General features: G+C 59.7%; 28 protein-coding genes and 6 tRNA genes. 11 read left to right on the forward strand and 23 right to left on the reverse strand.

Annotated elements, in window-relative coordinates; all coding sequences use genetic code 11:
• Positions 1–27 precede the first annotated feature (27 nt).
• The 8 genes from HWX34_RS05780 to amgK form a co-directional block, all read right to left on the reverse strand.
• Positions 28–462, reverse strand: a complete 435-nt coding sequence (locus HWX34_RS05780; RefSeq protein ID WP_178971361.1) for a hypothetical protein — start codon at positions 460–462, stop codon at positions 28–30.
• Positions 463–529: 67 nt separating this feature from the next.
• Positions 530–1,246, reverse strand: coding sequence for a glutamine amidotransferase (locus tag HWX34_RS05785; RefSeq protein ID WP_178971362.1), 717 nt, complete (start codon positions 1,244–1,246; stop codon positions 530–532).
• A 4-nt stretch (positions 1,247–1,250) separates the two neighbouring features.
• Positions 1,251–2,285, reverse strand: a complete 1,035-nt coding sequence (ruvB, locus tag HWX34_RS05790) for a Holliday junction branch migration DNA helicase RuvB (protein WP_178971363.1) — start codon at positions 2,283–2,285, stop codon at positions 1,251–1,253.
• A 66-nt stretch (positions 2,286–2,351) separates the two neighbouring features.
• Positions 2,352–2,945, reverse strand: coding sequence for a Holliday junction branch migration protein RuvA (ruvA, locus tag HWX34_RS05795; protein ID WP_178971364.1), 594 nt, complete (start codon positions 2,943–2,945; stop codon positions 2,352–2,354).
• A 30-nt stretch (positions 2,946–2,975) separates the two neighbouring features.
• The gene (locus tag HWX34_RS05800; RefSeq protein ID WP_178971365.1) at positions 2,976–3,923 is read right to left on the reverse strand and encodes a prenyltransferase; all 948 of its coding nucleotides are present in this window, start codon (positions 3,921–3,923) and stop codon (positions 2,976–2,978) included.
• 60 nt (positions 3,924–3,983) lie between these two features.
• Positions 3,984–4,514, reverse strand: a complete 531-nt coding sequence (gene ruvC / locus HWX34_RS05805) for a crossover junction endodeoxyribonuclease RuvC (RefSeq protein ID WP_178971366.1) — start codon at positions 4,512–4,514, stop codon at positions 3,984–3,986.
• Complete coding sequence (gene murU, locus HWX34_RS05810; RefSeq protein WP_178971367.1) at positions 4,511–5,209, reverse strand: N-acetylmuramate alpha-1-phosphate uridylyltransferase MurU; 699 nt, start codon at positions 5,207–5,209, stop codon at positions 4,511–4,513. The genes ruvC and murU overlap by 4 nt, the downstream gene beginning before the upstream one ends.
• 10 nt (positions 5,210–5,219) lie before the next feature.
• Positions 5,220–6,251, reverse strand: coding sequence for an N-acetylmuramate/N-acetylglucosamine kinase AmgK (amgK, locus tag HWX34_RS05815; RefSeq protein ID WP_178971368.1), 1,032 nt, complete (start codon positions 6,249–6,251; stop codon positions 5,220–5,222).
• Between the two features lie 74 nt (positions 6,252–6,325).
• Here amgK and HWX34_RS05820 point away from each other — a divergent pair, with 74 nt between their 5' ends.
• From HWX34_RS05820 to HWX34_RS05835, 4 genes are all read left to right on the forward strand, one after another.
• The gene (locus HWX34_RS05820) at positions 6,326–8,629 is read left to right on the forward strand and encodes an LPS-assembly protein LptD (RefSeq protein ID WP_178971369.1); all 2,304 of its coding nucleotides are present in this window, start codon (positions 6,326–6,328) and stop codon (positions 8,627–8,629) included.
• A gap of 2 nt (positions 8,630–8,631) precedes the next feature.
• The gene (locus HWX34_RS05825; protein WP_178971370.1) at positions 8,632–9,921 is read left to right on the forward strand and encodes a peptidylprolyl isomerase; all 1,290 of its coding nucleotides are present in this window, start codon (positions 8,632–8,634) and stop codon (positions 9,919–9,921) included.
• Positions 9,922–9,924: 3 nt separating this feature from the next.
• Positions 9,925–10,914 (forward strand): 4-hydroxythreonine-4-phosphate dehydrogenase PdxA, encoded by a 990-nt coding sequence (pdxA, locus tag HWX34_RS05830; protein ID WP_178971371.1) that lies wholly within the window; start codon positions 9,925–9,927, stop codon positions 10,912–10,914.
• Between the two features lie 218 nt (positions 10,915–11,132).
• Positions 11,133–14,975, forward strand: coding sequence for a DUF3683 domain-containing protein (locus tag HWX34_RS05835; RefSeq protein WP_178971372.1), 3,843 nt, complete (start codon positions 11,133–11,135; stop codon positions 14,973–14,975).
• Positions 14,976–15,032: 57 nt separating this feature from the next.
• On the opposite strand, the gene HWX34_RS05840 is transcribed toward HWX34_RS05835, so the two are convergent.
• From HWX34_RS05840 to HWX34_RS05850, 3 genes are all read right to left on the reverse strand, one after another.
• Positions 15,033–15,785: a glutathione S-transferase family protein gene (locus HWX34_RS05840; protein ID WP_178971373.1), complete on the reverse strand. Its 753-nt coding sequence runs from the start codon at positions 15,783–15,785 to the stop codon at positions 15,033–15,035.
• Positions 15,786–15,974: 189 nt separating this feature from the next.
• Positions 15,975–16,265: a hypothetical protein gene (locus HWX34_RS05845; RefSeq protein WP_178971374.1), complete on the reverse strand. Its 291-nt coding sequence runs from the start codon at positions 16,263–16,265 to the stop codon at positions 15,975–15,977.
• Between the two features lie 136 nt (positions 16,266–16,401).
• Positions 16,402–17,709 carry a hemolysin family protein gene (locus HWX34_RS05850; RefSeq protein WP_370459676.1) on the reverse strand — a complete coding sequence of 436 codons (1,308 nt, stop codon included), beginning with the start codon at positions 17,707–17,709 and terminating at the stop codon, positions 16,402–16,404.
• A gap of 169 nt (positions 17,710–17,878) precedes the next feature.
• Here HWX34_RS05850 and HWX34_RS05855 point away from each other — a divergent pair, with 169 nt between their 5' ends.
• Both HWX34_RS05855 and HWX34_RS05860 read left to right on the forward strand, forming a co-directional pair.
• Complete coding sequence (locus tag HWX34_RS05855; RefSeq protein ID WP_178971375.1) at positions 17,879–18,289, forward strand: HIT family protein; 411 nt, start codon at positions 17,879–17,881, stop codon at positions 18,287–18,289.
• 192 nt (positions 18,290–18,481) lie between these two features.
• Entirely contained in the window at positions 18,482–19,318 is an 837-nt protein-coding gene (locus tag HWX34_RS05860) for a sulfurtransferase (protein ID WP_178971376.1), read from the forward strand.
• A gap of 70 nt (positions 19,319–19,388) precedes the next feature.
• Here the strand turns inward: HWX34_RS05860 and HWX34_RS05865 are convergent, their stop codons facing one another.
• From HWX34_RS05865 to HWX34_RS05875, 3 genes are all read right to left on the reverse strand, one after another.
• Positions 19,389–19,985, reverse strand: a complete 597-nt coding sequence (locus HWX34_RS05865; protein ID WP_178971377.1) for an alpha/beta hydrolase — start codon at positions 19,983–19,985, stop codon at positions 19,389–19,391.
• Positions 19,986–20,123: 138 nt separating this feature from the next.
• Positions 20,124–20,576 carry a hypothetical protein gene (locus HWX34_RS05870; RefSeq protein ID WP_178971378.1) on the reverse strand — a complete coding sequence of 151 codons (453 nt, stop codon included), beginning with the start codon at positions 20,574–20,576 and terminating at the stop codon, positions 20,124–20,126.
• A 182-nt stretch (positions 20,577–20,758) separates the two neighbouring features.
• Positions 20,759–21,541, reverse strand: coding sequence for an exodeoxyribonuclease III (locus HWX34_RS05875; RefSeq protein ID WP_178971379.1), 783 nt, complete (start codon positions 21,539–21,541; stop codon positions 20,759–20,761).
• 76 nt (positions 21,542–21,617) lie between these two features.
• On the opposite strand from HWX34_RS05875, the gene pyrE reads away from it, so the two are divergent.
• Both pyrE and HWX34_RS05885 read left to right on the forward strand, forming a co-directional pair.
• Positions 21,618–22,262 (forward strand): orotate phosphoribosyltransferase, encoded by a 645-nt coding sequence (gene pyrE, locus HWX34_RS05880; RefSeq protein WP_178971380.1) that lies wholly within the window; start codon positions 21,618–21,620, stop codon positions 22,260–22,262.
• The gene (locus HWX34_RS05885; protein ID WP_178971381.1) at positions 22,263–22,865 is read left to right on the forward strand and encodes a DUF4124 domain-containing protein; all 603 of its coding nucleotides are present in this window, start codon (positions 22,263–22,265) and stop codon (positions 22,863–22,865) included.
• Between the two features lie 47 nt (positions 22,866–22,912).
• On the opposite strand, the gene HWX34_RS05890 is transcribed toward HWX34_RS05885, so the two are convergent.
• The 8 genes from HWX34_RS05890 to cutA form a co-directional block, all read right to left on the reverse strand.
• Positions 22,913–23,239 (reverse strand): hypothetical protein, encoded by a 327-nt coding sequence (locus tag HWX34_RS05890; RefSeq protein ID WP_178971382.1) that lies wholly within the window; start codon positions 23,237–23,239, stop codon positions 22,913–22,915.
• A gap of 142 nt (positions 23,240–23,381) precedes the next feature.
• A tRNA-Lys gene (locus HWX34_RS05895) sits at positions 23,382–23,457 on the reverse strand.
• 11 nt (positions 23,458–23,468) lie between these two features.
• Positions 23,469–23,544 (reverse strand) — tRNA-Lys (locus HWX34_RS05900).
• Between the two features lie 31 nt (positions 23,545–23,575).
• Positions 23,576–23,651: transfer RNA gene (locus HWX34_RS05905), tRNA-Lys, on the reverse strand.
• 11 nt (positions 23,652–23,662) lie between these two features.
• A tRNA-Lys gene (locus HWX34_RS05910) sits at positions 23,663–23,738 on the reverse strand.
• Between the two features lie 31 nt (positions 23,739–23,769).
• Positions 23,770–23,845: transfer RNA gene (locus tag HWX34_RS05915), tRNA-Lys, on the reverse strand.
• Between the two features lie 10 nt (positions 23,846–23,855).
• Positions 23,856–23,931: transfer RNA gene (locus HWX34_RS05920), tRNA-Lys, on the reverse strand.
• 153 nt (positions 23,932–24,084) lie between these two features.
• On the reverse strand, positions 24,085–24,429 hold the full coding sequence (gene cutA, locus HWX34_RS05925) for a divalent-cation tolerance protein CutA (protein WP_218645070.1): 345 nt from the start codon (positions 24,427–24,429) through the stop codon (positions 24,085–24,087).
• On the opposite strand from cutA, the gene HWX34_RS05930 reads away from it, so the two are divergent.
• On the forward strand, positions 24,428–24,853 hold the full coding sequence (locus HWX34_RS05930) for an FxsA family protein (protein ID WP_178971383.1): 426 nt from the start codon (positions 24,428–24,430) through the stop codon (positions 24,851–24,853). The genes cutA and HWX34_RS05930 overlap by 2 nt on opposite strands.
• An 8-nt stretch (positions 24,854–24,861) precedes the next feature.
• Here HWX34_RS05930 and HWX34_RS05935 read toward each other — a convergent pair whose 3' ends face one another.
• Positions 24,862–25,158, reverse strand: a complete 297-nt coding sequence (locus HWX34_RS05935) for a DUF167 domain-containing protein (RefSeq protein WP_178971384.1) — start codon at positions 25,156–25,158, stop codon at positions 24,862–24,864.
• A 93-nt stretch (positions 25,159–25,251) separates the two neighbouring features.
• Here HWX34_RS05935 and HWX34_RS05940 point away from each other — a divergent pair, with 93 nt between their 5' ends.
• Positions 25,252–25,716, forward strand: a complete 465-nt coding sequence (locus tag HWX34_RS05940) for a Dps family protein (RefSeq protein WP_218645071.1) — start codon at positions 25,252–25,254, stop codon at positions 25,714–25,716.
• A gap of 103 nt (positions 25,717–25,819) precedes the next feature.
• Complete coding sequence (locus tag HWX34_RS05945) at positions 25,820–26,692, forward strand: energy transducer TonB (RefSeq protein WP_178971385.1); 873 nt, start codon at positions 25,820–25,822, stop codon at positions 26,690–26,692.
• Positions 26,693–26,696 lie beyond the last annotated feature (4 nt).

The following is a 26,696-nucleotide window of genomic DNA, read 5'->3' on the forward strand; positions in this document are numbered from 1 at the left end:
AGTAAAGTGAACAGGCCAGTTGCAGGATCAATCCTGAGTGGACCCATCCATGTTTTTGCCTGCCTCCAGCTCGCGGGCGCGGCGCAACTCCAGCGCGCGGGCAATCACATAGGCCATCATCAGGCAGATGAAGAACAGGAACATCACCAGCGCCATCGAGCGCAGGGTTTCGGTCAGCGCATTCCACAATTCCAGCACCCAGCGCGCACCGGTCAGTTCCAGCTGGGTACTGCCCTTGCCGGCAGTGGGCGGCAAATACTGCTCCAGATTCCAGGGGCGGACGCCACCGGAGATCCCTGCCACCACGATGGCAAAGCTGATGTAGTAGCGCCAGGCATCGGCCAGGTCCTGCCCCAGCGTGCGACGCAATATCTTGACAATAGCCGGGTCAAAAAAACGCACCACTGCCAGCGAAGTAGCCAGGGCGACCGCAACAATGGCAGCAAACAGTGCATAAAACATGATGTTTCCTTTCTGGAAAACCAAATCAGGTCAGATAACAAATCAATTCATGTGCCGCAGCCTGCACTCAGACAGATGGCTGTTGTTGCAGACGGGCAAAACGCTGCAAGACAGAAGCAGCCTGCGGTGTGGGGCACAGCTGTGTGCGCAAGGCTTCGGGTGCCAGACCTGCCGCCTGCAGCGTGGGCGCCAGGTGCGCCAGATACGCGTCCATGGCAGCAAGATCGAACTCGGGATGAAATTGTACGCCCCAGGCCGAGCCAAGGCGGAAGGCGTGATTGGGTTCGAATGCATTGGCGGCCAGCCGTACCGCACCCGGTGGCAATGTGCTGACTGACTGCCAGTGGATGACCGCCGCCGGGAAACGTGCCGAAAAACCGGCAAACAGCGGGTCTTCTGCGGCGGCAGGTAACAGGTCGACCTCCACCACCCCTGCCTCCGGCCCCTTGGGGTGATAGCCCACGCTGCCACCCAGCGCATCAGCCAGCAACTGGTGGCCATAACAGATGCCCAATAGCGGAACCTCACGCGCCACTGCCTCACGCAACCAGTGGGCCGTGGCCACGCTCCAGTCTTCGCGGTCGCTCACCATGGCCGGAGAACCGGTAATCACCGCAGCGGCGCAGTCCTGCACCGCTGGGAGGGCTTCACCACGCTGCACATCCACCACGCGCCACTCACCGGGCGCAGCTTGCAACTCGCGGGCAATCCAGTGTTCAAAATCGCCCAGTTTTTCGGCCAGCGCCGGATAAGTACGGCCGGTCTTGATGATGATTTTCTGCATGGGACTAGTCTTTCAGCGGCAGACCAAAGTGGGTGTACGCCAGCGCCGTGGCCATGCGGCCACGCGGGGTACGCTGCAAATAGCCCTGCTGGATCAGGAAGGGTTCGATTACATCTTCGATGGTGTCGGTGGACTCGCCTATGGCCGCACCGACATTGTCCAGCCCCACCGGGCCGCCGCCGAACTTCTCCAGAATGGCGGCCAGCAGCTTGCGGTCCATCACGTCCAGACCGGCCGGGTCGACATCCAGCATGGCCAGCGCGGCATCTGCCACCTGGGCTGTGACCACGCCATCCGATTTCACTTCGGCATAGTCGCGCACCCGGCGCAGCAGGCGGTTGGCAATACGCGGCGTGCCGCGCGAACGGCGTGCCACCTCAAAGGCACCATCATCACCCAGCGTCACGTTCAACAGTCCGGCTGAGCGGCTGACAATCCTGGTCAGCTCCTCAGCGGTATAGAACTCCAGTCGGGCGACAATGCCAAAGCGGTCGCGCAAGGGGTTGGTCAGCATGCCGGCACGGGTGGTGGCGCCCACCAGGGTGAAGGGCGGCAAGTCCAGCTTGACCGAGCGGGCAGCCGGGCCTTCACCAATCATGATGTCGATCTGGTAATCCTCCAGCGCCGGGTAAAGGATTTCCTCCACCACCGGGCTCAGGCGGTGGATTTCGTCGATGAACAGCACATCGTGCGGCTCCAGATTGGTCAGCAAGGCTGCCAGGTCGCCGGCACGTTCCAGCACCGGGCCGGAGGTCTGGCGCAGGTTGACCCCCATCTCGCGCGCTACGATATGTGCCAGCGTGGTCTTGCCCAGTCCAGGCGGGCCGAACAGCAGAACGTGGTCCAGCGCTTCACCACGGCGTTTGGCGGCCTCGATGAAGATTTCCAGCTGTTCGCGTGCCTTCTTCTGGCCCACATATTCATCCAGCAGCTTGGGGCGCAGGGCGCGCTCCAGTGCTTCTTCCTGCGAGGACAGGCTTTGCTGGGTAACGATGCGTCGCTCAGGTGCGCCGCCAATCAGCTTGTCGGTTTCAATCATGGGTACTGCCGCGGTGGCTGAATTTTGAATCCGTCCATATTACCACCTGACCCAACAGGCCGCAGGCTAGCCCTTCATCAAATTCTTCAAGGCCAGACGCACACCGTCGCTGACCGTCACGTCGGCAGGCAGGCCCTTGGTGGCGGCGGCGGCTTCTTTCTCGTTGTAACCCAGTGCCAGCAGGGCGTTGACGATATCGCTCTTTTCGTCCGGCGTGGCAGCAAAAGGCAGGCCGCCGGGTACAGCCAGATTGCTGCCGGTAGCCAGTTTGCCACGCAGCTCCAGCACCAGACGTTCGGCGGTTTTCTTGCCAATGCCAGGCACAGACGACAGGCGCTTGATATCTTCACTGGCAATGGCCACCGCCAGTTCATCAGCCGTCATGCCGGACAGGATGGCCAGCGCAATCTTGGCACCAATGCCGCTGACCTTGATCAGCTGGCGGAAGGTTTCCCGCTCTTCCTTGCTGGCAAAGCCAAACAGCAGGTGGGCATCCTCCCGCACCACCAGGTGGGTGAACAAGCTGGCTTTCTGCCCCAGGGCCGGGAGCTGGTAAAACGTCGTCATCGGCACATCCACTTCGTAACCAACGCCATTGACGTCCACCACCACTTGCGGTGGCAGTTTTTCGATAAGAGTGCCACTGAGGCGTCCGATCATGACAAACATTCTCCCGATGAGATTGACTGCTCAGGCCAGTAGCAAGGCCACGGCCAGCAGCAGTGGATACAGATTGGCCGCCATGATGGTGGCGATAATGGCCGGGCGCAAGTGCGACGGTTCGTCCGCATGCTGCCGTAACTGCACGCTGGCAAAACCGGACAGCGGCAAGGTGAGCAAGCCCAGCGCGGCAAACAGCGGCAGCCGCTGCTGCCACAGCAGCATGGCAAGCAAGCCATAAGCCAATACCGCCAGCAGACCATACACGGCGCGGGCTTGCGCTAGTGGCAGCCGCACCACCCAGTGCCACTTGCCAGCCAGCCGGTCGGCTTCGCGATCGGGAAACTGGTTGATATACAACAGCAGGCTGGTAAGGATGGCATAGGGCAGGCTGGCGCATAGCAAGGTGCTCTGCCAGCCACCGGTCAGCAACACCACCATGCCCTGCGGCAGCAACAAAAAACACAGCGCCACGCTGACTTCGCCCAGGCCCCGGCTGTTCAGCCGCAAAGGCGGAGCCGAATAGCCCCAGCCCAACAGCACGCCGGCAAGGCCGATCAGCAATAAGGGCAAGCCACGCAAGCTGACCAGATACAGCCCGCCAGCCGTCACCAAAGCAAACAGCCCATAGGCGAGGCTACGCATCTGTGTTGCACTGAGCACACCGTTCTGGATGAAGCGGCTGCCACCGGTAAACGGAAACAGCCGCGCTGTATTGGCTGCATCCGTTCCGTTGTGATGGTCAGCCACATCATTGATGACATTGACTGCGGCATGCGTAAGCAAGGCCAGAATCAGCCCCAGCACCGCCAAGGGCCAGTGCTGTTGTAATGCTGCACCGCCGCTGGCGGCGATACCCAGCAAGACACCGGCCAGCGTAATGGTGAGAAAGGCCGGCCGGGTGGCCAGCCACCAGCGTGCCGGACGATGCACCAGGGCGGCGGCTTGCGGTTCGATGGCGATGGGAGAGGGAGACATGCAGGCTTCCGTCAGGTCGATGACCACAGCATAGCGCAGCCACTATCAACCGTGCTTGCGCTATACCAAGCGCCCGCCACGCACTTTCAGGCCCTGGCGTGCCAGTTGACCTATCGCACCGCCGCTGAGATTGGCGTGCGCCAGTGCCACAGCCAGCGCGTCCGCCGCATCGGCTTGTGGCGTACCGGACAGATTGAGCATGCGCACCACCATGTGCTGCACCTGCTCTTTCGCCGCCTTGCCGTGCCCCACCACCGATTGTTTCACCTGCAAGGCGGTGTAGTCCGCCACCGCCAGATTGCGCAACACCAGCGCAGAAACACAGGCACCACGCGCCTGGCCCAGCATCAGCGTGGCTGCCGGGTTGACGTTGACGAACACTTGCTCGATGGCTGCTTCGTGCGGCTGATAGGTATCAATGACATTAAACAGGCCATCGATGATGACCTTGATGCGTTCGGCCAGCGGCGCGCCCTGCGGGGTGCGGATGCAACCCGATGCCACGTAGTGACGCTGCTGGCCTATCAGGTCTATCACCCCGAAACCGGTAATGCGGCTGCCGGGGTCCACGCCCAGAATGCGCCGGCTCACACCGACCAGCCTGCGGCAATGGCATCGGCTTCGGCCAGCCGCTCCGGCGTGCCTACATCCAGCCACATGCCATCCAGCCGACTGCCACTCACCTGCCCTTGCGCCATGGCTTCACGCAGCAGCGGTGCCAGCTTGGCCGGCTGCCCGGCAGCTGTGCTGGCAAACAGGGCCGGATGGTAGGCAGCGATGCCGGAAAAGGTCAGGCCGTTACCGGCGGCCGGGGTGGCGACCAACAGGCCGTTGTCCAGCAGGCCGAAATCACCCGCCGGATTGTGCGGCGGGTTATCCACCAGCAGCAGGTGAGCCAGGCGGGTTTTGCCATCCAGCTGCGCTGCCTGTTGTTGCAAGGGGGCGAAATCGACATCGCTCAGCACATCGCCATTCACCACCAGAAAAGGTGCATTGCCCAGCAAGGGCAGTGCGGTGGCAATGCCACCTGCCGTTTCCAGTGCGCTGGCTTCCGGTGAATAGGCGATGTCCACACCCCAGCGGTCGCCATCGCCCAGTGACTGTTCGATTTGCGCACCCAGCCAGGCGTGGTTGATCACCAACTGACGAATGCCCACAGCGGCCAGACTGCGGATATGCCATTCGATCAGCGGCCTGCCACCGGCCAGCAACAAAGGCTTGGGTGTGTGGTCGGTCAGCGGGCGCATGCGCTCACCACGCCCGGCCGCCAGAATCATTGCTTTCATGCCCACACAATCAGCCCTTGACGCTCAGTACCGGGTAGGCCGATTGCAACTCGGCATCGGTCTCGTCCTTGCCCACCAGTTGCAACAACAACTGGTACAGCGGAGCCAGCTCCTGATAGCGGCGGGTGGTGCGTTTGAGGTATTTGATGAAGCGCGGAATCTCGCTGCGATACTTTTCCTTGCCGTCACGGTGGTAAAGTCTTGCAAAGATTCCAGCCACTTTCAGGTGGCGCTGCACGCCCATCCATTCGAAATCACGGTAGAAATCATCCACGCTTTCCGGTACCGGCAAGCCAACGGCGCGGGCTTTTTCCCAGTAGCGGATGGCGACATCCAGCACGAAATCCTCTTCCCACTCGATGAAGGCATCGCGCAACAAGGACACCAGATCGTAGCTGATGGGGCCATAGACTGCGTCCTGGAAATCCAGCACACCGGGGTGGCCGGAGGTCAGCATCAGATTGCGCACAATGAAGTCGCGATGCACGAAAACCTTGTTTTGCGGCAGGATGGCGGCCAGCAGTTTTTCACAGCCGGCATCCCATAACTGGCGCTGCGCAAAGTTGAGCGGCTTGCCCAGTTCCTTGGCGCAATACCATTCCGGAAACAGGCTGAGTTCCCGGCGCAGCAAGGCTTCGTCGTACTCTGGCAACACATCGGGACGGCTGGCTTGCTGCAAGGCTACAAGGGTATCCACCGCCTCCAGCAGCAGATGACGATGCACCAGCGGACGCGCGTCGTGTTCCAGCGCTGCCAGCAGGGTGATCTTGCCCAGATCCTCCAGCAACATGAAACCTTGCTCGCGGTCGCGGGCGATGATCTGCGGGACATTGACCACCGCAAAAATCTCACGAACCTTCACATAAGGATCGGTATCCATTTTCTCTGGCGGCGCATCCATGACGATGCGCGAAGTACCATCCGGGAAGTGGGCACGGAAGTAGCGACGGAAGTCGGCGTCGGCCGCGGCAAACTCCACCATGATGTCGGTTTGCGGATACAGGCTGTCAAGCCAGCTCTTGAGTTGTTCCAAACGTTGCATGTCGGTTCGTCACGATGCTGATAGAATCTGCTGATTTTAACCTGCTCACCTGTCCACACGATATGGCTTTGTGCATGCTCAAACTGCAGCCCACGAAAATGACGCTGGCTCTGGCAGCCGCTTTCTCGGTTTCTGCCGCCCAGGCCGCAGACAATGCGCCGGAAGCGCCTAATACCCCGCCCACCACCCAGGGGCAAACGCATGTCACTGCCGACCACATGGACGGGCAGATGCAGGACAAGCTGAAAGCCAGTGGCGATGTGGTGGTGATTCGCGACAACCAGACCCTGGAAGCTGACTGGCTGGACTACTACCAGCAACAGAACCGGGTCAAAGCCGGTAATCACTTCCGCCTGACCCGCGACAAAGACGTCGTCACCGGTACCACGCTGGACTACTGGATGGATGAACATACCGGTTCGGCCCAGCAGCCATCCTTCCAAATGGGCAACCCGGATACCAATAACAAACCCGGCGGTGCCAAGCGCAGCCTAGCGAAATCTGGCGTTGCCTTCCGTGGTGATGGCAGTGAAGCTCAGTTCACCGGGCCGGACCAGTACCGTCTGATCAACAGCCGGGTGAACTCCTGCGTAGTCGGCGATGACTCCTGGTACCTGAAGTCCTCCACGCTGGACCTAAATTACGCCACCAATATCGGTGTAGCCCGCAATGCCCGGCTGGAATTCCAGGGTGTTCCCATCCTGTACACGCCCTGGATCGACTTCCCGCTGGATGGCAGCCGCAAATCCGGCCTGCTGACGCCCACCTTCCGCTCCGGCACCACCGGCTTTGACATTGCGTTGCCCTATTACTGGAATATCGCGCCCAATTTCGATGCCACCTTCACCCCGCACATCAACCTCAAGCGGGGAACCATGCTGGCTGGTGAGTTCCGTTACCTGGAACCGGACTACGAGGGCAGCATTTATACCGAGCAATTGCGCAACGACAAGCTGACTCACACCAACCGCTACGCCTGGTACGCCACCCACAAGCAAACCCTGCTGCCGGGCCTGACCTTTGGCTACGACTACAACTACGTATCGGACGTCAATTACTTTAACGACTTTGGCGATCGCACCCTGCAGGCCACCAATGTCAACCTCAAGCGCGAAGCCTGGGTGAAGTACAGCACAGGCTGGCAGGGTGGCAATGTCGACACCATGCTGCGCACTCAGCGCTACCAGACGCTGGAAGATCCGGTCATTGCCGCCGACCAGCCCTATGCACGGCTGCCGCAAATAACCTTGGTGGCCAATCAGAAGCTCCCGGACGGGCTGAGCTTCAACCTGCAAGGTGACCTGACGCGTTTCTCGCACCCCACTTTGCAAACCGGTGATCGCTTTGTTGCCTATCCCAGTGTCACATGGAATGTATTAAGTAAAAGTTGGGGCTTCCTCCGCCCCAAATTCGGCGTCAACTACACCAAGTACGATCTGAATCCACTGGGCAGCAATACTACGCCAGGCAGCACCATCACCCGTACCTTGCCGATTTTCAGCACCGACTCCGGCTTGTACTTTGAGCGTGATACGCAATTTAGTAGCAGTGATTATGTGGAAACCTTGGAACCGCGTCTGTTTTACGTCTATATCCCAGCCAAGGACCAAAGCATGATTCCGAACTTTGACAGTTCGGAAAACGACTTCAACTTCGCCCAGTTGTTCTCGGAAAACCGCTTTTCCAGCTGGGACCGCATCAATGCCGCCAACCAGTTGACAGCAGCCCTGACCAGCCGCCTGATCAGCAGTGAAACTGGACGCGAACGCCTGCGGGTGATGCTGGGTCAACGTTATTACTTCAAAAACGAAGACACCTCGCTGTATGGCAACCAGATCACCCTGCAGAACAACAGCAAGGGCCTGCTGGGCAGCCTGGGCGGCGATCTTGACCAGGCCTGGCGCCTGGACAGTACCTATGAGTACAACCAGGATCTGGCCAAAACCCAGCGCTACAGCATGCAGGTCCGTTACAACCCGGCACCGGGCAAAACCGTCAGCTTGCGCTACCGCTATGGCCGTTATGAACAAATTGGCGATACCACTCAATATGGCCCGCTGCGTCAGATCGACCTGGGTGTGCAATGGCCGATCGTACGCCAATGGTATGCCGTGGCACGCGAGAACTATTCGCTGATCGACAACAAGCCTCTTGAGCATCTGCTCGGGGTAGAGTACAACGACGGCTGCTGGACGGCTCGAGTGGTACTCAAACGTGACTCGACTCTGGCGACAACCATCTCTTCGGCCACCAAGAGCACCGGTGTATTCTTCCAGCTGGAACTGCGCGGTCTGGGCAGTCTGGGCAGCAGCCCGGCATCCGACCTGAAGCTGGCCATTCCGGGCTACTCCAACATTTCTGATACCCGACCCAATTGACCATGAAAAAAACCCTGCTTGCTCTGTTGATTGCAACACTCGTCCAGACGACCCACGCAGCACCGGCCAACCCGGTCAATGAAATGGATCGTATCGTGGCGGTGGTCAACAAGACCGTCATTACCAATCTGGACCTGCAAAACCGCATTGATGCCGTCATCCAGCAACTGAAGGGGCAGAATATTACCCCGCCGTCGCGTGACGTTCTGGCGCATCAGGTGCTGGAACAGATGATCACCGAGCAGACGCAGCTGGAATACGCCAGCAGCAACGGCATCCGTGTTGACGACCATGACCTTGACCTGGCGATTGCCGACCTGGCCAAGCAGAACAAGCTGGATGTAAAAGGCCTGCAAGCCCAGCTGGCCAAGGAAGGCGTGCCGTTTGCCCGCTTCCGTGAGGAAATCCGCCGCGAAATCATCCTGGCCCGACTCAAGAACAATGAAATCGGCTCGCGCATCAACGTGACGGACAGCGAAGTGGATCAGGTACTGAAAAGTGCCCAGAGTGCCAATCGCAACGAATACCACCTGGCCACTATTCTGGTCAGCACCCCGGAACGCGCTGACGCCAAGCAGCTGGACAACCTGGCGGCCAAGGCCAGCAAGGCACTGGCCGAACTGAATGACAAGCAGCCGTTTGCCAAGGTAGCAGCCACTTACTCCGACGCACCAAACGGCATCAAGGGTGGTGACCTGGGCTGGCGTCCTGCCGCCACCTTGCCGCAGGAATTCGTCTCCTTGCTGGACAGCCTCAACCCGGGGCAACACACCGGGGTGATTCGCACGCCGCAAGGTTTCATGATTTTCCAGCTGATTGAAAAGCGCGGTGGTAACCAGCCCATGCTGGTGGAGCAATATCACACCTCGCACATTCTGATCCGCACCAATGAAGCGGTTTCCGACACCGACGCCAAAAACCGCATCCTGCAAATCCGCGACCGCATTCTGCGCGGTGCCAAGTTTGCCGAAATGGCCAAGCTGTATTCCGAAGACGGCAGCAATGTCAAAGGTGGCGATCTGGGCTGGGTGAACAAGGGCGACATGGTGCCGGAATTCGAAAAAGCCATGCTGGCGTTGCCGGTGGGCACCGTATCCGAACCGGTACGCAGCCCGTTTGGCTGGCACCTGATCCTGGTGGATGCCAAACGCAACCAGGATGTTTCGGCCGATCGCGAACGCCAGACCATCAAGCAACAGCTGCGCCTGCGCAAGCTGGACCAGGCGTATCTGGACTGGGTGCGTCAGCTGCGTGATTCAGCCTTTGTCGAACAGCGTCTGGATGACAAGTAAACCATGACTGCGGCACGCCCCCTGCTGGCCGTCACCGCTGGTGAGCCAGCCGGCATCGGTCCGGATCTGGTCCTCACACTAGCCGATCTGGCGGTAGACGCCCGGCTGGTGGTGATTGCCGACCTGACCTTGCTGCAACAGCGTGCAATTCAGCTGGGCTTGCACCAGCTGCACTTTCAGGCTTGCCAGCCCGGCCAGCCTGCCCCGGCTGCAGGTACGCTGGAGGTGCTGCATGTCCCGCTGGCTGTGCCGGTCACGCCGGGCGTGCTGGATGCGCGCAATGGCCGTTATGTGCTGGATACGCTGGATGCAGCCATTGCCGGTTGCCTGTCCGGTGAGTTTGCCGGCATGGTGACTGCGCCAGTACACAAGGGCGTGATCAACGATGCGGGCGTGCCATTCAGCGGCCATACCGAATACCTGGCAGAACACACCGCCACCCCACGCGTGGTGATGATGCTAGCCGGGGCCGGCATGCGGGTGGCGCTGGTCACCACCCATCTGCCGCTGCGTGCCGTGGCCGACGCCATCACCAAGCCGGAGCTGGAAGCCGTCATCCGCATCCTGCATGGCGATTTGCAGCACAAGTTTGGCCTGGAGAATCCGCGCATTCTGGTGGCAGGGCTCAACCCGCATGCCGGGGAATCCGGCCACATGGGGCGCGAGGAAATCGACGTCATCGAACCGGTATTGCAAGCATTCCGCGCCGAAGGCATGCAGCTGATCGGCCCGCTACCGGCTGACACCCTGTTCAACCCGGACAAGCTGGCCACGGCTGATGCGGTACTGGCCATGTACCACGACCAGGGCCTGCCGGTGCTCAAGCACGCCAGCTTCGGCGCCGGTATCAATATCACGCTGGGCCTGCCCATCATCCGCACCTCGGTGGACCATGGCACGGCGCTGGACCTGGCTGGCACCGGCCAGGCCGATCCGGGCAGCCTGTATGAAGCCGTGCGTCTGGCTGCACAGCTGGCTGCCACACAGCCGTGAAACTGCCGCCAAAACACCACAGCCCCTGCTAATAACAGGGGCTTTTCCTTTTGTGGCAATACCTTAAGGCTGACGGGCCTGTTTTGTCGGACAACATCCAGAACAGGTCGGTATCTTTATATCAAAATGTAAAAATGACGTGAACGGCATTTTTCGCAACGCAGCAATTGGGCTAAACTAGCCGCTAATGTATTCAAACAATTACAGCAGCACGGACCATGACCACCAGCACCCATCAGCGTCTCCGCGAGATCCCCTATAACTACACATCGTATTCGGACCGGGAAATCTTCATCCGGCTTCTGGGCGCACCCATGTGGGCGCTGCTGGAAGAGTTGCGCAGCGAGCGCAAAACCGGCCGTTCCGCCCGCATGCTGTTTGAAGTGCTGGGGGATATCTGGGTGGTGGACCGCAACCCCTACCTGGTAGACGACCTGCTGGACAACCCCAAGCGCCTGTCCGCGCTGGTGGAAGCCATGCACCACCGCCTGCAGGAAGTGGAAAAGCGCCGCGAAGGCAATGACAAGGTAGGCCAGCTGATTGCCGCCGCCCGTGAAGCGGTGAACCGTTTCGAGCATCAATTTGCCGAAACTCGCGACCTGCGTCAGGCCATCCTGAAAAAGCTTAGCCGCCACACCCGCCGCGACAACATCCTGTTTGACGGCCTGGCTCGTGTGTCGCACGTGACCGACGCCACCGACTGGCGCGTCGAATACCCCTTCGTGGTGCTGTCGCCGGATACCGAAGAAGAAATCGCGCCGCTGGTGCGGGCGCTGATCGAGCTGGAACTCACCATCATCCCGCGTGGCGGTGGTACCGGCTACACCGGCGGTGCTGTGCCGCTGGACCGCCGCAGCGCCGTCATCAACACCGAAAAGCTGGTACAACACAACGGTGTGGAATACATCGCCCTGCCCGGCCTTGACGGCCAGCGCGCCACCATCCAGTGTGGTGCCGGTGTGGTGACTGCGCGGGTGGCCGAAGCCGCCAGCGCATCAGGTCTGGTGTTTGCCGTAGACCCCACTTCGGCCGAAGCCTCCTGTATTGGCGGTAACGTCGCCATGAATGCCGGCGGCAAGAAAGCCCTGCTATGGGGCACCGCGCTGGACAACCTGGCCAGCTGGAAAATGGTGGACCCCAACGGCAACTGGATGTTCATCGAACGCGTCGGCCACAACTACGGCAAGATCCACGACGTGGACGTCGCCAGCTTCCGCATCACCCGCTACAAGGAAGACGACAAGACCGTCCTGTCCACCGAGCAGCTGGACATCCCTGGCCCCACCTTCCGCAAGGTGGGTCTGGGCAAGGACGTGACCGACAAATTCCTGGCAGGCCTGCCTGGCGTACAGAAGGAAGGTACCGACGGCATCATCACCAGCGCGCGTTTCGTGCTGCACCGCATGCCGGCGCACACCCGCACCGTGTGTCTGGAATTCTTCGGCACCGTGGCACAAGCCACCCCAGCCATTGTGGAAATCACCGACTACTTCAAGCAAGGCGGTGCCGGTCATGCGGCCGGTGTGCAGCTGGCAGGCCTGGAGCACCTGGACTGGCGCTATGTGCGCGCCGTGGGCTATGCCACCAAGGCCAAGAGCAAAGGCCGCCCGAAGATGGTGCTGATCGCCGACATTGTCTGCGATGATGAAAACGCGGTGGCAGAAGCCGCCAGCCAGGTGGTGCGCTTTGCCAATGCCCGTACCGGCGAGGGCTTTATCGCCGTCACGCCGGAAGCGCGTAAGAAATTCTGGCTGGACCGTTCGCGCACTGCCGCCATCTCGCGCCATACCAACGCCTTCAAGATCAACGAAGACGTGGTGATTCCGCTGCCGCGCCTGGGCGATTACTCCGACGGCATCGAGCGCATCAATATCGAACTGTCCATCGCCAACAAGCTGCGCCTGCTGGACACGCTGACTGAATACTTCCAGGGCAATCTGCCGGTGGATACCGAAGGCGGTGCTGTCTCGGCTGACGAAATCATCGGCGAGCGCCGCAGTGCTGCGCTGGAGCTGATCACCACCCTGCGCCAGCGCTGGCAGTGGCTGCTGGACAATCTCGACGCCCCGTTCGCCCAGTACCGCAGCTTGTGGCCGGATGCACCGCTGGTGGATGCCAATGCCAGCCCGTCCAGCGTATTCATCGCCATGCGTGACTTCCAGCTGCGCGTCAGCTGGAAGGACGAGCTGCTGAACGATCTGGAAAACCTGTTCTCCGGCAAGGCCGACGCGCCGATTCTGGATGCCGTGCACGCGCTGCACCAGAAAGTGCTGCGCGGTCGCGTGTTCGTGGCGCTGCACATGCATGCCGGTGACGGTAATGTGCACACCAACCTGCCGGTCAACTCTGACGACTACGACATGCTGCAAACCGCGCACAAGGCGGTGGCACGCATCATGGACCTGGCACGCAGCCTGAACGGTGTGATTTCCGGCGAGCACGGCATCGGCATCACCAAGCTGGAATTCCTCACCGAAGACGAAATCGCCCCCTTCCGCGCCTACAAACAGCGCGTGGACCCCAAGGGCCATTTCAACCGTGGCAAGCTGCTGCCGGGTGCCGACCTTACCATGGCCTACACCCCGTCGTTCTCGCTGCTGGGGGCGGAATCGCTGATTCTGGAGCAGTCCGACATCGGAGCCATTTCCAACAGCGTCAAGGACTGCCTGCGTTGCGGCAAATGCAAACCGGTGTGCTCCACCCACGTACCGCGCGCCAACCTGCTGTACAGCCCGCGCAACAAGATTCTGGGCGTCGGCCTGCTGACCGAGGCCTTCCTGTACGAAGAACAAACCCGCCGTGGCGTCAGCCTGAAGCACTTTGACGAGCTATCCGACGTGGCGGATCACTGCACGGTATGCCACCGCTGCGTGAAACCCTGCCCGGTGAAAATCGACTTCGGTGATGTCTCGGTCGCCATGCGCAATTTCCTGCGCAAGACCGGCAACAAGCGCTTCAACCCCGGCACCGCGCTGGGCATGGCCTTCCTTACCGTCAAGGACCCGTCCACCATCAAGGCCATCCGTGGCGGACTGGTCGGCTTTGCCTACAAGGCACAGCGCCTGGGTTACAGCGTGGGCAAGAAGCTGCACCTGACCGGCGGGCAGACCAAGCAGCCGCCGTCCACCGTCGGCAAGGCCCCGGTGAAGGAACAGATCATTCACTTCATCAACAAGCCGATGCCTGGCGGCCTGCCCAAGAAAACCGCCCGCGCCCTGCTGGATGTGGAAGACGCCAACGTGGTACCGGTCATCCGCAACCCGCAGCTGGCGGAAGACGCCGAAGCGGTGTTCTACTTCCCCGGCTGCGGCTCGGAACGCCTGTTCAGTCAGGTGGGCCTCGCCACCCAGGCCATGCTGTGGCATGTGGGTACCCAGACCGTGCTGCCGCCGGGCTATCTGTGCTGTGGCTACCCGCAAACGTCGGCAGGCTATGCCGACAAGGGCGAAGCCATCACCACGGAAAACCGCGTGCTGTTCCACCGTCTGGCCAATACGCTGAACTATCTGGACATCAAGACCGTGGTAGTCAGCTGCGGTACTTGTTACGACCAGTTGGCGAAATACCGCTTCGAGGATATTTTCCCGGGCTGCCGCATCATCGACATCCATGAATACCTGATGGAGAAGGGCCTGAAGCTGGAGGGTATCGGTGGTCAGAAGTATATGTACCACGACCCCTGCCACACCCCGATGAAGGCTTACCAGCCGCTGGACGTAGCCAACAAGCTCTTGGGCGGCGGCGTGACGCTGAACGACCGTTGCTGCGGCGAATCCGGCACCTTTGCCGCCAGCCGTCCGGACATTGCCACCCAGGTGCGTTCGCGCAAGGAAGAGGAAATCAACAAAGATCTGGCCAAGATCGGCACGACCGAACAGCCGGTGAAGATTCTCACCTCCTGCCCGTCCTGCCTGCAAGGCCTGTCGCGCTACAGCCCGGATACCGGCACCGAAGCCGACTACATCGTGGTGGAAATGGCCAAGCACATCCTGGGCAAGAACTGGATGAAGGACTACGTGGAAAAAGCCCGCAACGGCGGTATCGAACGCGTGCTGCTGTAAGCCGTCACCCTGGCATTACCCTACAAACCGCAGGCTACGTCACGGCCTGCGGTTTTTTCATGGCTGAATGCAAGACGCCGGGCGATGCAGGTGATAGGTGCGCTGCAACCAGCCGTATAGCGGGCGCTGCACCAAGCCCTGCCGCCATTGACCCACGGCATCGGGCAGGCAATCCCGCATGGCCGCTTCATCACCATTCCATGGCAGCATCGGCCACAACAGGGCAGCAGCGGTCAGATCAGCCCGACTGAAGGCATTACCCACCAGATAGTCCCGTCCGTGCAAGGCAGCTTCCAGCGTATCCAGTGCCCGCTCCAGCTGTGGCAAGGCGGCGGCGGCACTGTGCGGGTTGATCTGCATCTTGTAAAACATGGCATGGCGGATCAGGCCGAACAGGGCTTGAAACACCAGGCCCTGGCCACGCGACGCACCGCGCAGCAAAAAAGCCATCGCGTACTGGCGCTGCCGCAGCACATGCGAATAGAACCACAAACGCAAGGGCACACCGATTTCCTCGCCCAGCCAACGCTCCCACTCCCGCGCTTGCCCGGCCAGTGCTGGTTCTGTCGGTGTCAGGCCAAGCTGCGGCCAGCGCAAATCCAGGAAGTCGATGATGGCCGACGAATCCTGCACGATGTACGCACCATCACGCAAAATAGGCAGCGAACTGGCACTGGCCATGCGCCGGCTCCACAACAGGTGCAAGGCAGGCAACAGGTTTACCACCCGGTAGGGCTGCTGCTTGAGGTCGAGCGCCCAGCAGGCTTTTTCGCAGAAATGGGAAAAGGGGAATTGGTAGAGTGTCAGCATCAGCCAGTCCGGCCCGTATTGGCAAAGCCTGCATGATGCCATGCAATGACATCAGCATTGACATCTGTTTGACTGGGTATTGCGCCAGATCAGACCGGTCATCACGCGCGGACCAAAAGAAAAGAGGAGGCTTTCGCCTCCTCTTGCTTGGGCACTACTTACTGCGAGTGAGCTGCCGCTGAACGGCTATTAATGCTGTTTGTGAGCAATCTTGTGGTGATGCTTCACCGCATGGCGATGGTGATGCTTGTGCACATGTTTTTTGGCAGCTTGCGCTTTTTGTGCGGCAGGTGCCGAAGCGGCCTTGCCCGCCTTCTTCACCTGATGATGTTTTTTCTTGGCATGGTGTGCCTTGGCATGCGCCTTGGCCGGAGCGGCTACAGCAGGCTTGGCAGCCGGGGCAGAGGCGTCAGCCGCAAAACCGGCAGCGGAAGCCAGACCAAACACGGCGGCAAGGGCAAGGGCGGCGATCTTTTTCATGGTCATTCTCCCGTGAGGCGACTTTGTTGGGTTCCGGGGGCAGCGTGTTTGCTGTCTCCATGAACTGCATCTTAGGGAGGGCCGCGCTGCGCGTCTGTGAGACTCTTGTAAGCCCGTGTAAGCAATCGTAACCGGTTCAGCCCGCCGCCGAAGCCGGTGTCTGCACACGGGTGACCAGTAGCTGGTCGATACGGTAATTGTCGATATCCACCACTTCAAACTTGTAGCCCGCGTACTCGACATGGTCGGTGCGCTTGGGAATCTTGCGCAGCATATACATCATGAATCCGGCAATGGTTTCGTAGTTTTCGTCATCCGGGAAGCCATCGATATCCAGCGCCCGCAGCACGTCCTCCACCGGCGACGCACCATCCACCAGCCAGCTGTCAGCATCGCGCTGCACGATCTGGTCTTCCTGGCTTTGCGATACCAGGTCGCCCATCACCGTGCTCATCACGTCGTTGAGCGTGATGATGCCCACCACCAGCGCGTACTCGTTCATCACTACGGCAAAGTCTTCACGCGAGGCCTTGAAACGCTCCAGCAGCTCGGACAGGGTGAGACTGTCCGGGATGATCAGCACATTGCGGATGGTCAGCTCGCGCTTGATCGACACGCTTTGCTGGTTTACCAGCCGGGTCAGGATGTCCTTGGAGTCGACATAGCCAACGACAGCATCCACCACGCCGTCACATACCAGATACTTGGCATGCGGGCTTTCGGCAATCTTGCGCTTGATGCTGGCTTCTTCTTCCTGCAGGGTGAAATACACCACGCTTTCCCGCGCCGTCATCGACGAAGGTACGGTACGGCTTTCCAGCTCGAACACATTTTCAATCAGGTGATGTTCCTGCTCCTGCAGCACACCGGCCTCTGCCCCGGCCTCCATCATGGCCACAATATCGTCCGGCGTCAGGTCGTCCGGCCGCGCCGTGGGCAGGCCAAACAGGCGGAACAAGGCATTGGCCAGACTGTTGAACAGCCACACCAAGGGCATGAACAAGCGCACGCAGGCCTGCATCGGCCGTACCACGCGCACCGCAATCTGCTCTGGTGCCGACATGCCCAGCCGCTTGGGCATCAGGTCGGCAAACAGGACGAACAGCGCCGTGACGGTGACGAAGGACAGTAAAAAGCTGACCCGCTCCACCCAGTCGGCGGAAAACACCAGATGCAAGACCTGGGCAAAATAGGGGGTAAAGGCCGCTTCACCCATGATACCGGCCATGATAGCCACGGCATTCAGGCCGATCTGCACCACGGTAAAGAACAAGCCCGGCTGCGCCTGCAAGGCCAGTACGCGCTCGGCACGCGCATCGCCCTCTTCGGCCATTTGCCGCAGTTTGATCTTGCGTGCCGCCGCCAACGAGATTTCCGATACGGAAAAGAAGGCACTGATCAGAATCAGTACGGCAATCACCATCAGGTTTTGAACCAGATTCACACAGTATTTCCAGGGGGTTAGCGACGGGATGTCTTGTACAGGATAGCAACCCCGCATGACAGGACTGAACATACGGACAGTTAAAGCAGTATAACAGACGAATAAAAACCGCAAGGCCGCGGCACGGTAGAATGAGCGACATCCTTCAACAGAATAAGGCGATCCGCTCATGACTTGTCCGCTTTGCACCCTGCCTGCCGGTGAATTGCTGTACGAAGATGCCCGACTGTGGGTTTTGCTGGTAGAAGAAGCCGGTTATCCCGGCTTTTGCCGCGTCATCTGGAAACAGCATGTGCGCGAAATGAGCGACCTGCCCGCGGCCGACTGTGCCCATATGCTTGACTGGGTACTGCGCACCGAAAAAGCCATCCGCCACGTCATGCAGCCAGACAAGATCAATCTGGCCAGCCTGGGCAATGTGGTGCCGCACCTGCACTGGCATGTGATTCCGCGCTTTGCCGATGATGCCCATTTCCCCAGCCCGATCTGGGCCAGCCCGCAGCGCGCAGGGGCCGACCATGATCAGCCGCAACTAGCCAGCCTGCTGCGCACTGCGCTGTTAAATCAGCGTGCAGCCTGAGCCCGTCACACCCCCGTCAACTTGCCCGCAGCCATGGCTTCTGTGTAGGCTAGAGCGATCATGCTGGTGGCACACACCACCAGCCATGACGCGGAACCGCTTTCAAGCCGGCCCCTGGGCCGGCTCGTAAGCGGCTCCTCCCGAGACCGGCAGGTCGATACGACCCACCCATCACTCACACAGGAGTTGCCGATGTACACCACCCTCATCAGCCCCGCCCAGTTACAAACGCTGGACCCGGAACATACCGTCATCCTTGACTGCCGCTTCCAGCTGACCGACCCGGAATATGGTTCGCATGCTTACGAAGCCGGCCATATTCCCGGTGCCCTTTACCTCAACCTGGATTACCACCTGTCCGGCGTGAAAACCGGCAGCAATGGCCGTCACCCGCTGCCGGATGGTCAGCGTCTGGCAGTGGACCTGGGTGCCGCCGGCATCACCGGCGATGTACAAGTAGTGTGTTATGACGACGCCGGTGGCATGTATGCCGCCCGTGCCTGGATGCTGCTGCGCTGGCTGGGCCACGGCGCAGTCGCAGTACTGGATGGCGGCATCCAGGCCTGGCAACAAGCTGGTGCCACCCTGGAAACCGACAAGAAACGTCACATGCCGCGTCGCTTCCCGGTCAATGCCAGCCTGGTTGAAACGGTTGATGCCGATCAGGTGCTGGCCAATCTGGATGAACAGGCTTTTGTGGTGGTGGATGCCCGCAGCCCGGAACGTTTCCGGGGTGAAGGTGAAACCATGGACCCGGTGGGCGGCCACATCCCCGGCGCACGCAACCGCTTCTTCCAGCACAATCTGGATGGCAATGGTCGCTTCAAGGACCCGGCGATCTTGCGCAGTGAATGGGAAGCCGTACTGGCAGGCCTGCCGCCGGAAGAGATCGTCCACCAGTGCGGCTCTGGCGTCACCGCCTGCCACAATCTGCTGGCCATGGAACATGCCGGACTGACCGGCAGCCGCTTGTATCCGGGTTCATGGAGCGAATGGTGCAGCGACCCGGCGCGCCCGGTGGCCCGCTAAGTCACCATGATGTATGGCAAAACCGCCGTCCAGAGTATTCCGGGCGGCGGTTTTTTCATGGACGTCCGGCTCAGGCCAGAATAAAACGCTGCAACAACTGCTGACCTGCCGCCCAGCTTCCCAGCCCGGCATGGCTGCCCATATGACCGGCATGACCGGCATCCAGCAAACGCACACCCCAGCCTGAGGCCATGGATTCGGCAGTGGCGAAATCACAAAACAGATCATCCCGACTGGCCACCATCACCGCCGGTACCGGCAATGCGCCAGCGTCGGGCTGTTCGAAACCGGTAAATGCCGGCATGGCCGCAGCGGCGGGTAATTCGCCACTGGCACGCGCCTGCGCCTCGGTAATCGGCAAGGCCGGTGGTGCGACCAGCAATATTCCCTTGATGCGCCGCTGGGTGACAAAATCCACCGTGCGCAGCCAGGCAACGGTGGTATGGCAGCCCAGACTGTGTGCTGCCAATACAATGCGGCCCGGCGTATCGCGCACCAACTGATCCAGTGCCGCCACCCATGCCTCACGCTCCGGGTACAGCCAGTCCTGCTGCTGCACGCGTCGTGCCAGCGGGTAAGTCAGCTCCCACAAGGTTTGCCAATGCTTATCCCCGGAATTGCCCCAGCCTGGCACCGTAATCAACACTACATCATCATCGTCCAGCATCACTGACCTTGTCTGTTGCCGTTAGCCCGGCCAATCCCGGCGCTAGCGTGTGTTTTATCCTGCCAACAGGCTAAGGCCGTTTGCCACAGAATGCAAAAACAGCCAGCAAACTGGCGGTTTTAAGCAAAGGGAACAACATCAATGACGACCGGGACCGCCTTGATCTGGCCAGGGCTCGCCCGGGCGCCCGTCCCGCTGCCCATGGCCGCGGTGGTCTTCTCCCTCATGTCTGCCATTGTCATGGTGATCATGCGGATGCTCGCGCTGATAACGCGGTGCATATTCCTGGCGATACCACTGGTCCTGCACGAAATACACCCGGCGGTCGCAAGCATGGTAACGGCTGCAATAGCGTTCCCAGTGCCGGGCATGGCCAGGCGGCACGCGCAGGTAAATGGGAGGTTGAGCCACCACCACCGGGCGGACAATCACCGGTTGCGGATACAACAAGGCCGGTGGCGGATAATCACCAATATCCAGCTGGCCGTAAAAGCCAGGCTCTCCGATATTAACCGAAATGCCGACATTGGCCGCCAGCACCGGAGTGGCGGCGGTCAATGCCAGCAAGCAAAACAGCAGACGATGTTTCATGGCGCGTCCTGAGATAAGTGTTGTTCACGCTCACCTGCGGCAGGCCGAAGGTGCCGCAGGCAATCTGCCCCGATGCCTTCATCCTAGTCCCGGCGACGTCCCGCAGGTGAAAACAATCATTGCGATGTGTGAGCAATCGCAGTCGGCTCAACACAAATTCATCAAGCAGCGCCCGGCATCACTCAGGCTGGCAAGTCCAGCGCGTAATCCACGAGCAGCGGGGCATGGTCGGAAAATTTCTCCTGCTTGTAGACCGATGCAGTCTGCGCCACGGCCATCAACGAAGGAGTGACAATGTGGTAGTCGATACGCCAGCCCACATCCTTGGCATAAGCCTGGCCACGGTTGCTCCACCAGCTGTAACCTGGCTGCTCAGGATACAGAGTGCGCCAGACATCACACCAGCCCACACGGCTCAGCAAGTCGGTCATCCAGGCACGCTCCTCGGGCAGGAAGCCGGAATTCTTCAGGTTGCCCTTCCAGTTCTTCAGGTCAATTTCCTGATGGGCGATGTTCCAGTCACCGCAAATCACGATATCCCGGCCAGCCGCCTTGAGTTGCTCCAGATGCGGCATGAACACATCCAGGAACTGGAACTTCACCTGCTGGCGCTCATCGCTGCTGGAGCCGGAAGGCAGATACAGCGACACCACACTCAGATTGCCAACATCCAGCTGCAAAAAGCGGCCTTCGGCGTCGATCCAGTCCACCCCCAGGCCTTCAATCACGGCATCCGGCTGGCGACGAGTGTAGATCCCCACTCCGCTGTAACCTTTTTTCTCGGCATAGTGGAAATAGCCGGTCATGCCGTGAGGCGCCCGCATGCGCTCGCTCAGGTCCCCTGCCTGTGCCTTCAGCTCCTGCACACAGACAAAATCCGCCCCGATGGTGGACATCCAGTCAAAAAAACCCTTCTTGTCCGCCGAGCGGATACCATTGAGATTGGCTGAAACGATTCGAAGCAATGCAGTCTCCTGTGCTATCCTTGCCGGCAAATTTTCCAGCCGTTCAGATAGTTAACTAGTTTCTAAGAGGAATGATATGAGCGATTTCCGCCAAGATTTTATCCGTTTTGCACTCGACAAGCAGGTTTTGAAATTTGGCGAGTTCATCACCAAGGCCGGGCGCAAATCGCCGTACTTCTTCAATGCCGGCCTGTTTAACGACGGCCTGTCCACCCTGCACCTGTCGCGCTTCTATGCCAAATCCATAATGGCGAGTAATATCGCGTTCGACATGCTGTTCGGACCGGCATACAAGGGTATCATTCTGGCAGCGGGTGCCACCATGGCCATGGCAGAAGAAGGCCGCAACGTTCCCTTTGCCTATAATCGCAAGGAAGCCAAGGATCATGGCGAAGGCGGCACGCTGGTAGGCGCTCCGCTGCAAGGCCGTGTCCTGATCATTGATGACGTGATTTCGGCCGGCACTTCGGTACGTGAATCCGTGGAATTGATTCGTGCAGCAGGTGCCACCCCGGCCGGTGTCGCCATTGCACTGGATCGCATGGAGCGTGGCTCGGGCGAACTGTCTGCCGTGCAGGAAGTGGCACAGCAATATGGCATGCCGGTGGTCGCCATCGCCACCCTGAAAGACCTGCTGGGCTTCCTTGAAGGCAGCCCGGAGTTGGCACAACATCTGGCTGCGGTACGTGACTACCGCGCCCAATATGGAGTGAATGATTAAATGACCAAGCACCTGCCCGCCCTGTTGATTCTGCTAAGTTGCGGTGCCGCCATGGCAGGCGGCCTGTACAAGTGGGTGGACGATGCGGGCAAGGTGCATTACAGCGATGCACCGCCGCTGCAGTACCAGAAACAAGGCGTGGCAGAGCTGAACCGTCAGGGCGTGATACGCAAGCAGGCGGAGAGCGAGCAGGCCCGTCAACAACGCGAAGCCAGTGAAGCCGTGCGCAAGCAGGAGCAACAACGCCAGCGGGATAGCGCCCGTTACGACAAGGGCTTGCTGGAAAGCTATCGCAATGTGGACGAACTGCGCCAGGATCGCGAAAAACAGCTGGGTATTCTGCAAGCTTCACTGGATGCCCAGTATTCCCGCCTGAAATCCCTGAACCTGCAGCTGCGCGACATGCTCAAGGAGCAAAATGTCAGCCAGTTGCAACACCGTCCAGTACCTGCCGGCCTGCAACACAATATCCAGATCATTCAGCAAGAGCAGAAGGGCCTGGGGGCACTGATTGCCACCAAACAGGCTGAATACAACAGCGTGCGACAGAAAATGCAGGAAGACATTGCGCGTTACCAGCAGATCTCACACAGCAAGCAGTAAAGCAAAAAGCCGGACTAACCGGCTTTTTTTAATGCTGTTGTGGCCGCTTACTGACCACCAGCTTCCTTGCGTTTCCAGGCTTCATTCAATTGCTGGGTCTGCTGCTGCATCTGCTGCTTGGCAGCCGCGTCGGCGCTGCCGGCCGCAGCCAGTTCATCAGTAGCCTTCTGTACGGCATCCTGGGCATCAAGCAAGCGCTGATCAGCTTGCTGCTTGGCGGCTTGTGCCTGCCGGAGACGATCGGCTGCCTGCTCCTGCTGATTATTGGCTTGCTGATAAGCCATCTGGGCCGACAGCAATTGCTCATCGACCGTCTGTGCCATCAAGGGCAGCGGTGCTGCCAGCAACAGTACAACAGCAAATTGTTTGATCATTGCCTGGGCCCTCTCACAGCCATGTTGACCCCGTCATTATCCACACCACAGCCAGCCTTGACGACCCTGGCGTGCGGCCCAGAACAAGCGCAAGCACAAAACAAAAGCCCGGTCACCTTGGCGACCGGGCTTTTGCTGATTCTGGTGGGTTGTGAGTGGCTCGAACACTCGACCTACGGATTAAGAGTCCGCTGCTCTACCAACTGAGCTAACAACCCGCTTGAAGCGGTGGTGGGTCGGGCGAGATTCGAACTCGCGACCAACGGATTAAAAGTCCGCTGCTCTACCGGCTGAGCTACCGACCCGCGTCTTGCCTTGCAGCAAAACGAGAAAAACTGGTGGGTTGTGAGTGGCTCGAACACTCGACCTACGGATTAAGAGTCCGCTGCTCTACCAACTGAGCTAACAACCCGGATGAAACGGTGGTGGGTCGGGCGAGATTCGAACTCGCGACCAACGGATTAAAAGTCCGCTGCTCTACCGGCTGAGCTACCGACCCGCGTCTTGCCTTGCAGCAAAACGGGAAAAACTGGTGGGTTGTGAGTGGCTCGAACACTCGACCTACGGATTAAGAGTCCGCTGCTCTACCAACTGAGCTAACAACCCGGATGAAACGTGGTGGGTCGGGCGAGATTCGAACTCGCGACCAACGGATTAAAAGTCCGCTGCTCTACCGGCTGAGCTACCGACCCACGAAAGAGTTCGCAACTATAATAAAACAGCCTTTTTCAGTCAATACTTTTACCGAATTAATTTGAAAAAACCGAGGCATAGACCCGAAATTCGCTCAAACAAGCCGGAACCTGACGATAAGCAAGGCTGTCGAAAATAATTGTCGCCATGGCTCAGCGCTCACTTGAAACCACTTCGGAAGATACCCATGTCAGGTAGGCAGGCAAGCCCTGCACGACTGGTAATGCAATGATTTCGGGCACATCATACGGATGCACTGCCTGCAAGCGCAGCTCCAGTGCAGCATAATTCGCAGCAGTGGTTTTAATGAGCAAGGGATATTCGCTGCCTTCCTGCAGCGCACCCTCCCAGCGATACACCGCCTGACAGGGCGGAAGAATATTGACGCAGGCGGCCAACTGCTCCTGCACCAGAACATGGGCAATGTGTCTGGCCGTTGTTTCATCCGGCACATTGCAAAACACCATCAGACAATTCATACGGATACCCTGATTCATGCGCGCAATACTGTTGTTGTTACTGCTTTATCCCTTGCTGGAAATTGCCACGCTGGTCACGCTGGCCCACCACCTTGGTGGCGGTGTGGTCTTCCTGCTGGTAGTGGCCAGCAGCCTGCTCGGCATCTGGATGCTGCGCAACCAGAAACTGGGCGCACTGATCACCCTCACCAGCGTCGTGCGTCAGGGGCAGCAAGTTTCCCTGTATTCCTTGCTCTGGCCCTTGCGCTATGCGCTGTCGGGCCTGCTGTTTGCCATTCCGGGCATCCTGAGTGATGTACTGGCCGTCTTGTTGCTGCTGCCATTCAAGGGCCCGCAGCTGAACTCGATGGCAAATCCCGGAGCAATGGCCGATGATGTGATAGAAGGTGAGTTCAGCCGGGTTGACCCCAAACGCAGTGACGCGCAACGTCACCTGCACTGACGCTACACTCACTGGACTTGTAGCAATTTGAGCACAGCAGCTTCATCCAGCACCGTGTCAATGGAAACCACCTTGTGGCGACTCTTGTCACCAGACTGCAGGCTGACAGCACGCTTGCCAACCGAAAAGCAGTCCGCCAGCCAGGCCAGCAAGGCAGCATTGGCCTTGCCATCCACCGGTGGCGCTGCCAGACGGATTTTCAGGCAGTCGCCATGCTCACCGGCAACTTCGGTTTTTCTGGCGCCAGGCTGAACATGCAGCGTAAGGCGCACGGTATTGCCGCTACAGACCAACCAGGGTTTCATGGTGTATTTTTTCGCAAAATGGCAATTCTAGACGATACGGGCCTCATGCTGGCAAACCGTCGTTCCGGAATGGCTACCAACAGGAGTTTGCATATGGATATCGGCATCAACGAACAAGACCGTCAAGACATTGCGCATGGCCTTTCCCGGCTGCTGGCTGACACGTATACCCTGTACCTGAAAACCCACAACTTCCACTGGAACGTGACCGGGCCGATGTTCAACACCCTGCACCTGATGTTTGAAACCCAGTACAACGAGCTGTCACTGGCTGTCGACCTGATTGCAGAGCGCATCCGCGCACTGGGACATTTTGCCCCGGGCAGCTATGCCGATTATGCCAAGCTGACCGCCATTGCCGAAGCCAACGGCGTGCCCAAGGCCGAAGAAATGCTGGCCCAGCTGGTGGATGGCCATGAAATTCTCTGTCGCACCGCCCGCAGCATTTTCCCGCTGGCTGACCGCGCCGCAGACGAACCCACCGCCGACCTGCTGACCCAGCGCCTGCAAGTGCATGAAAAAACCGCCTGGATGCTGCGCAGCATGCTGGACAAATAAGTCCCCCGTCATCCCGTCAACGCCGCGCCAGTCGCGGCGTTTTTCTTGCTGATGGCTGCCGCATGTTAAACTGCAGCAGACCTACGGAGCCTGCCGCACAACCATGACTGCCCATCTGCGCAACCCTGCCAGCCACAACCAGAAACTGACGCTGATCATCATGATCGCCGTTTCGGTACTGGCTCATGTCTTGCTGTTTGGTTCCAGCATGATTTCATGGGTACGGCCGCTGCAATTGGCAGAAAGCCACACCATCAGCGTGAACCTGGCCAGCACGCCCAGCAAGACCGCGCCGGACACCCGCCGCCTGGGCACCGACAATAATCAGGGCAGTGGCAATACCACCGAAAAACTCCGCCAGGCCAGCCATCGCAATCTCAACGAACAGCCGACACCCGCCGCACAGGCGGCGGAGCCTGCCCAGGCCGCGCCACAGCAACGCCAGGTACACACTATTCGCCAATCAGGCAACAAGCAGGCTGCTACCTTGCCCCCCCCCAGCGCGGGTGACAACAGCAATCCGCCAGCAACAGTGAATGCAGCTGCATTGCTGGCGCAGGTGGGCGGGCTGAACAGTGTGCAACGGGGTGATGTGGCGCTGAACGACAGTGCTCAGGAGTCCGGCAGCAAAAGCGGCAGCGGCGACAGCACCCACCGCTACGAATGGGCGCGCTACCAGACCGACTGGCGCCTGCGCATCGAACGGATCGGCAACCTGAATTATCCGGAGGAAGCGCGCCGCCAGAACGTCCATGGCTCGGTGACGCTGGAAGTGACCGTCGCCGCAGATGGCAACCTGGTCAAATGCCGTATCCTGCGCGGCTCCGGGCATAGCGTACTGGATGAAGGTGCGCGGCGCATCGTGCAGATGAGTGCGCCATTCAGCCCCTTCCCGCCGGCACTGGCAGCGCAAGGTGCCAAAATCATTGTGCAAACCTTCGCCTTCACCCGCGACAACCAGCTTTCCAGCCATTAATGCA

The sequence above is a fragment of the Aquitalea sp. LB_tupeE genome, from assembly GCF_013391415.1.
Classification (GTDB): domain Bacteria; phylum Pseudomonadota; class Gammaproteobacteria; order Burkholderiales; family Chromobacteriaceae; genus Aquitalea.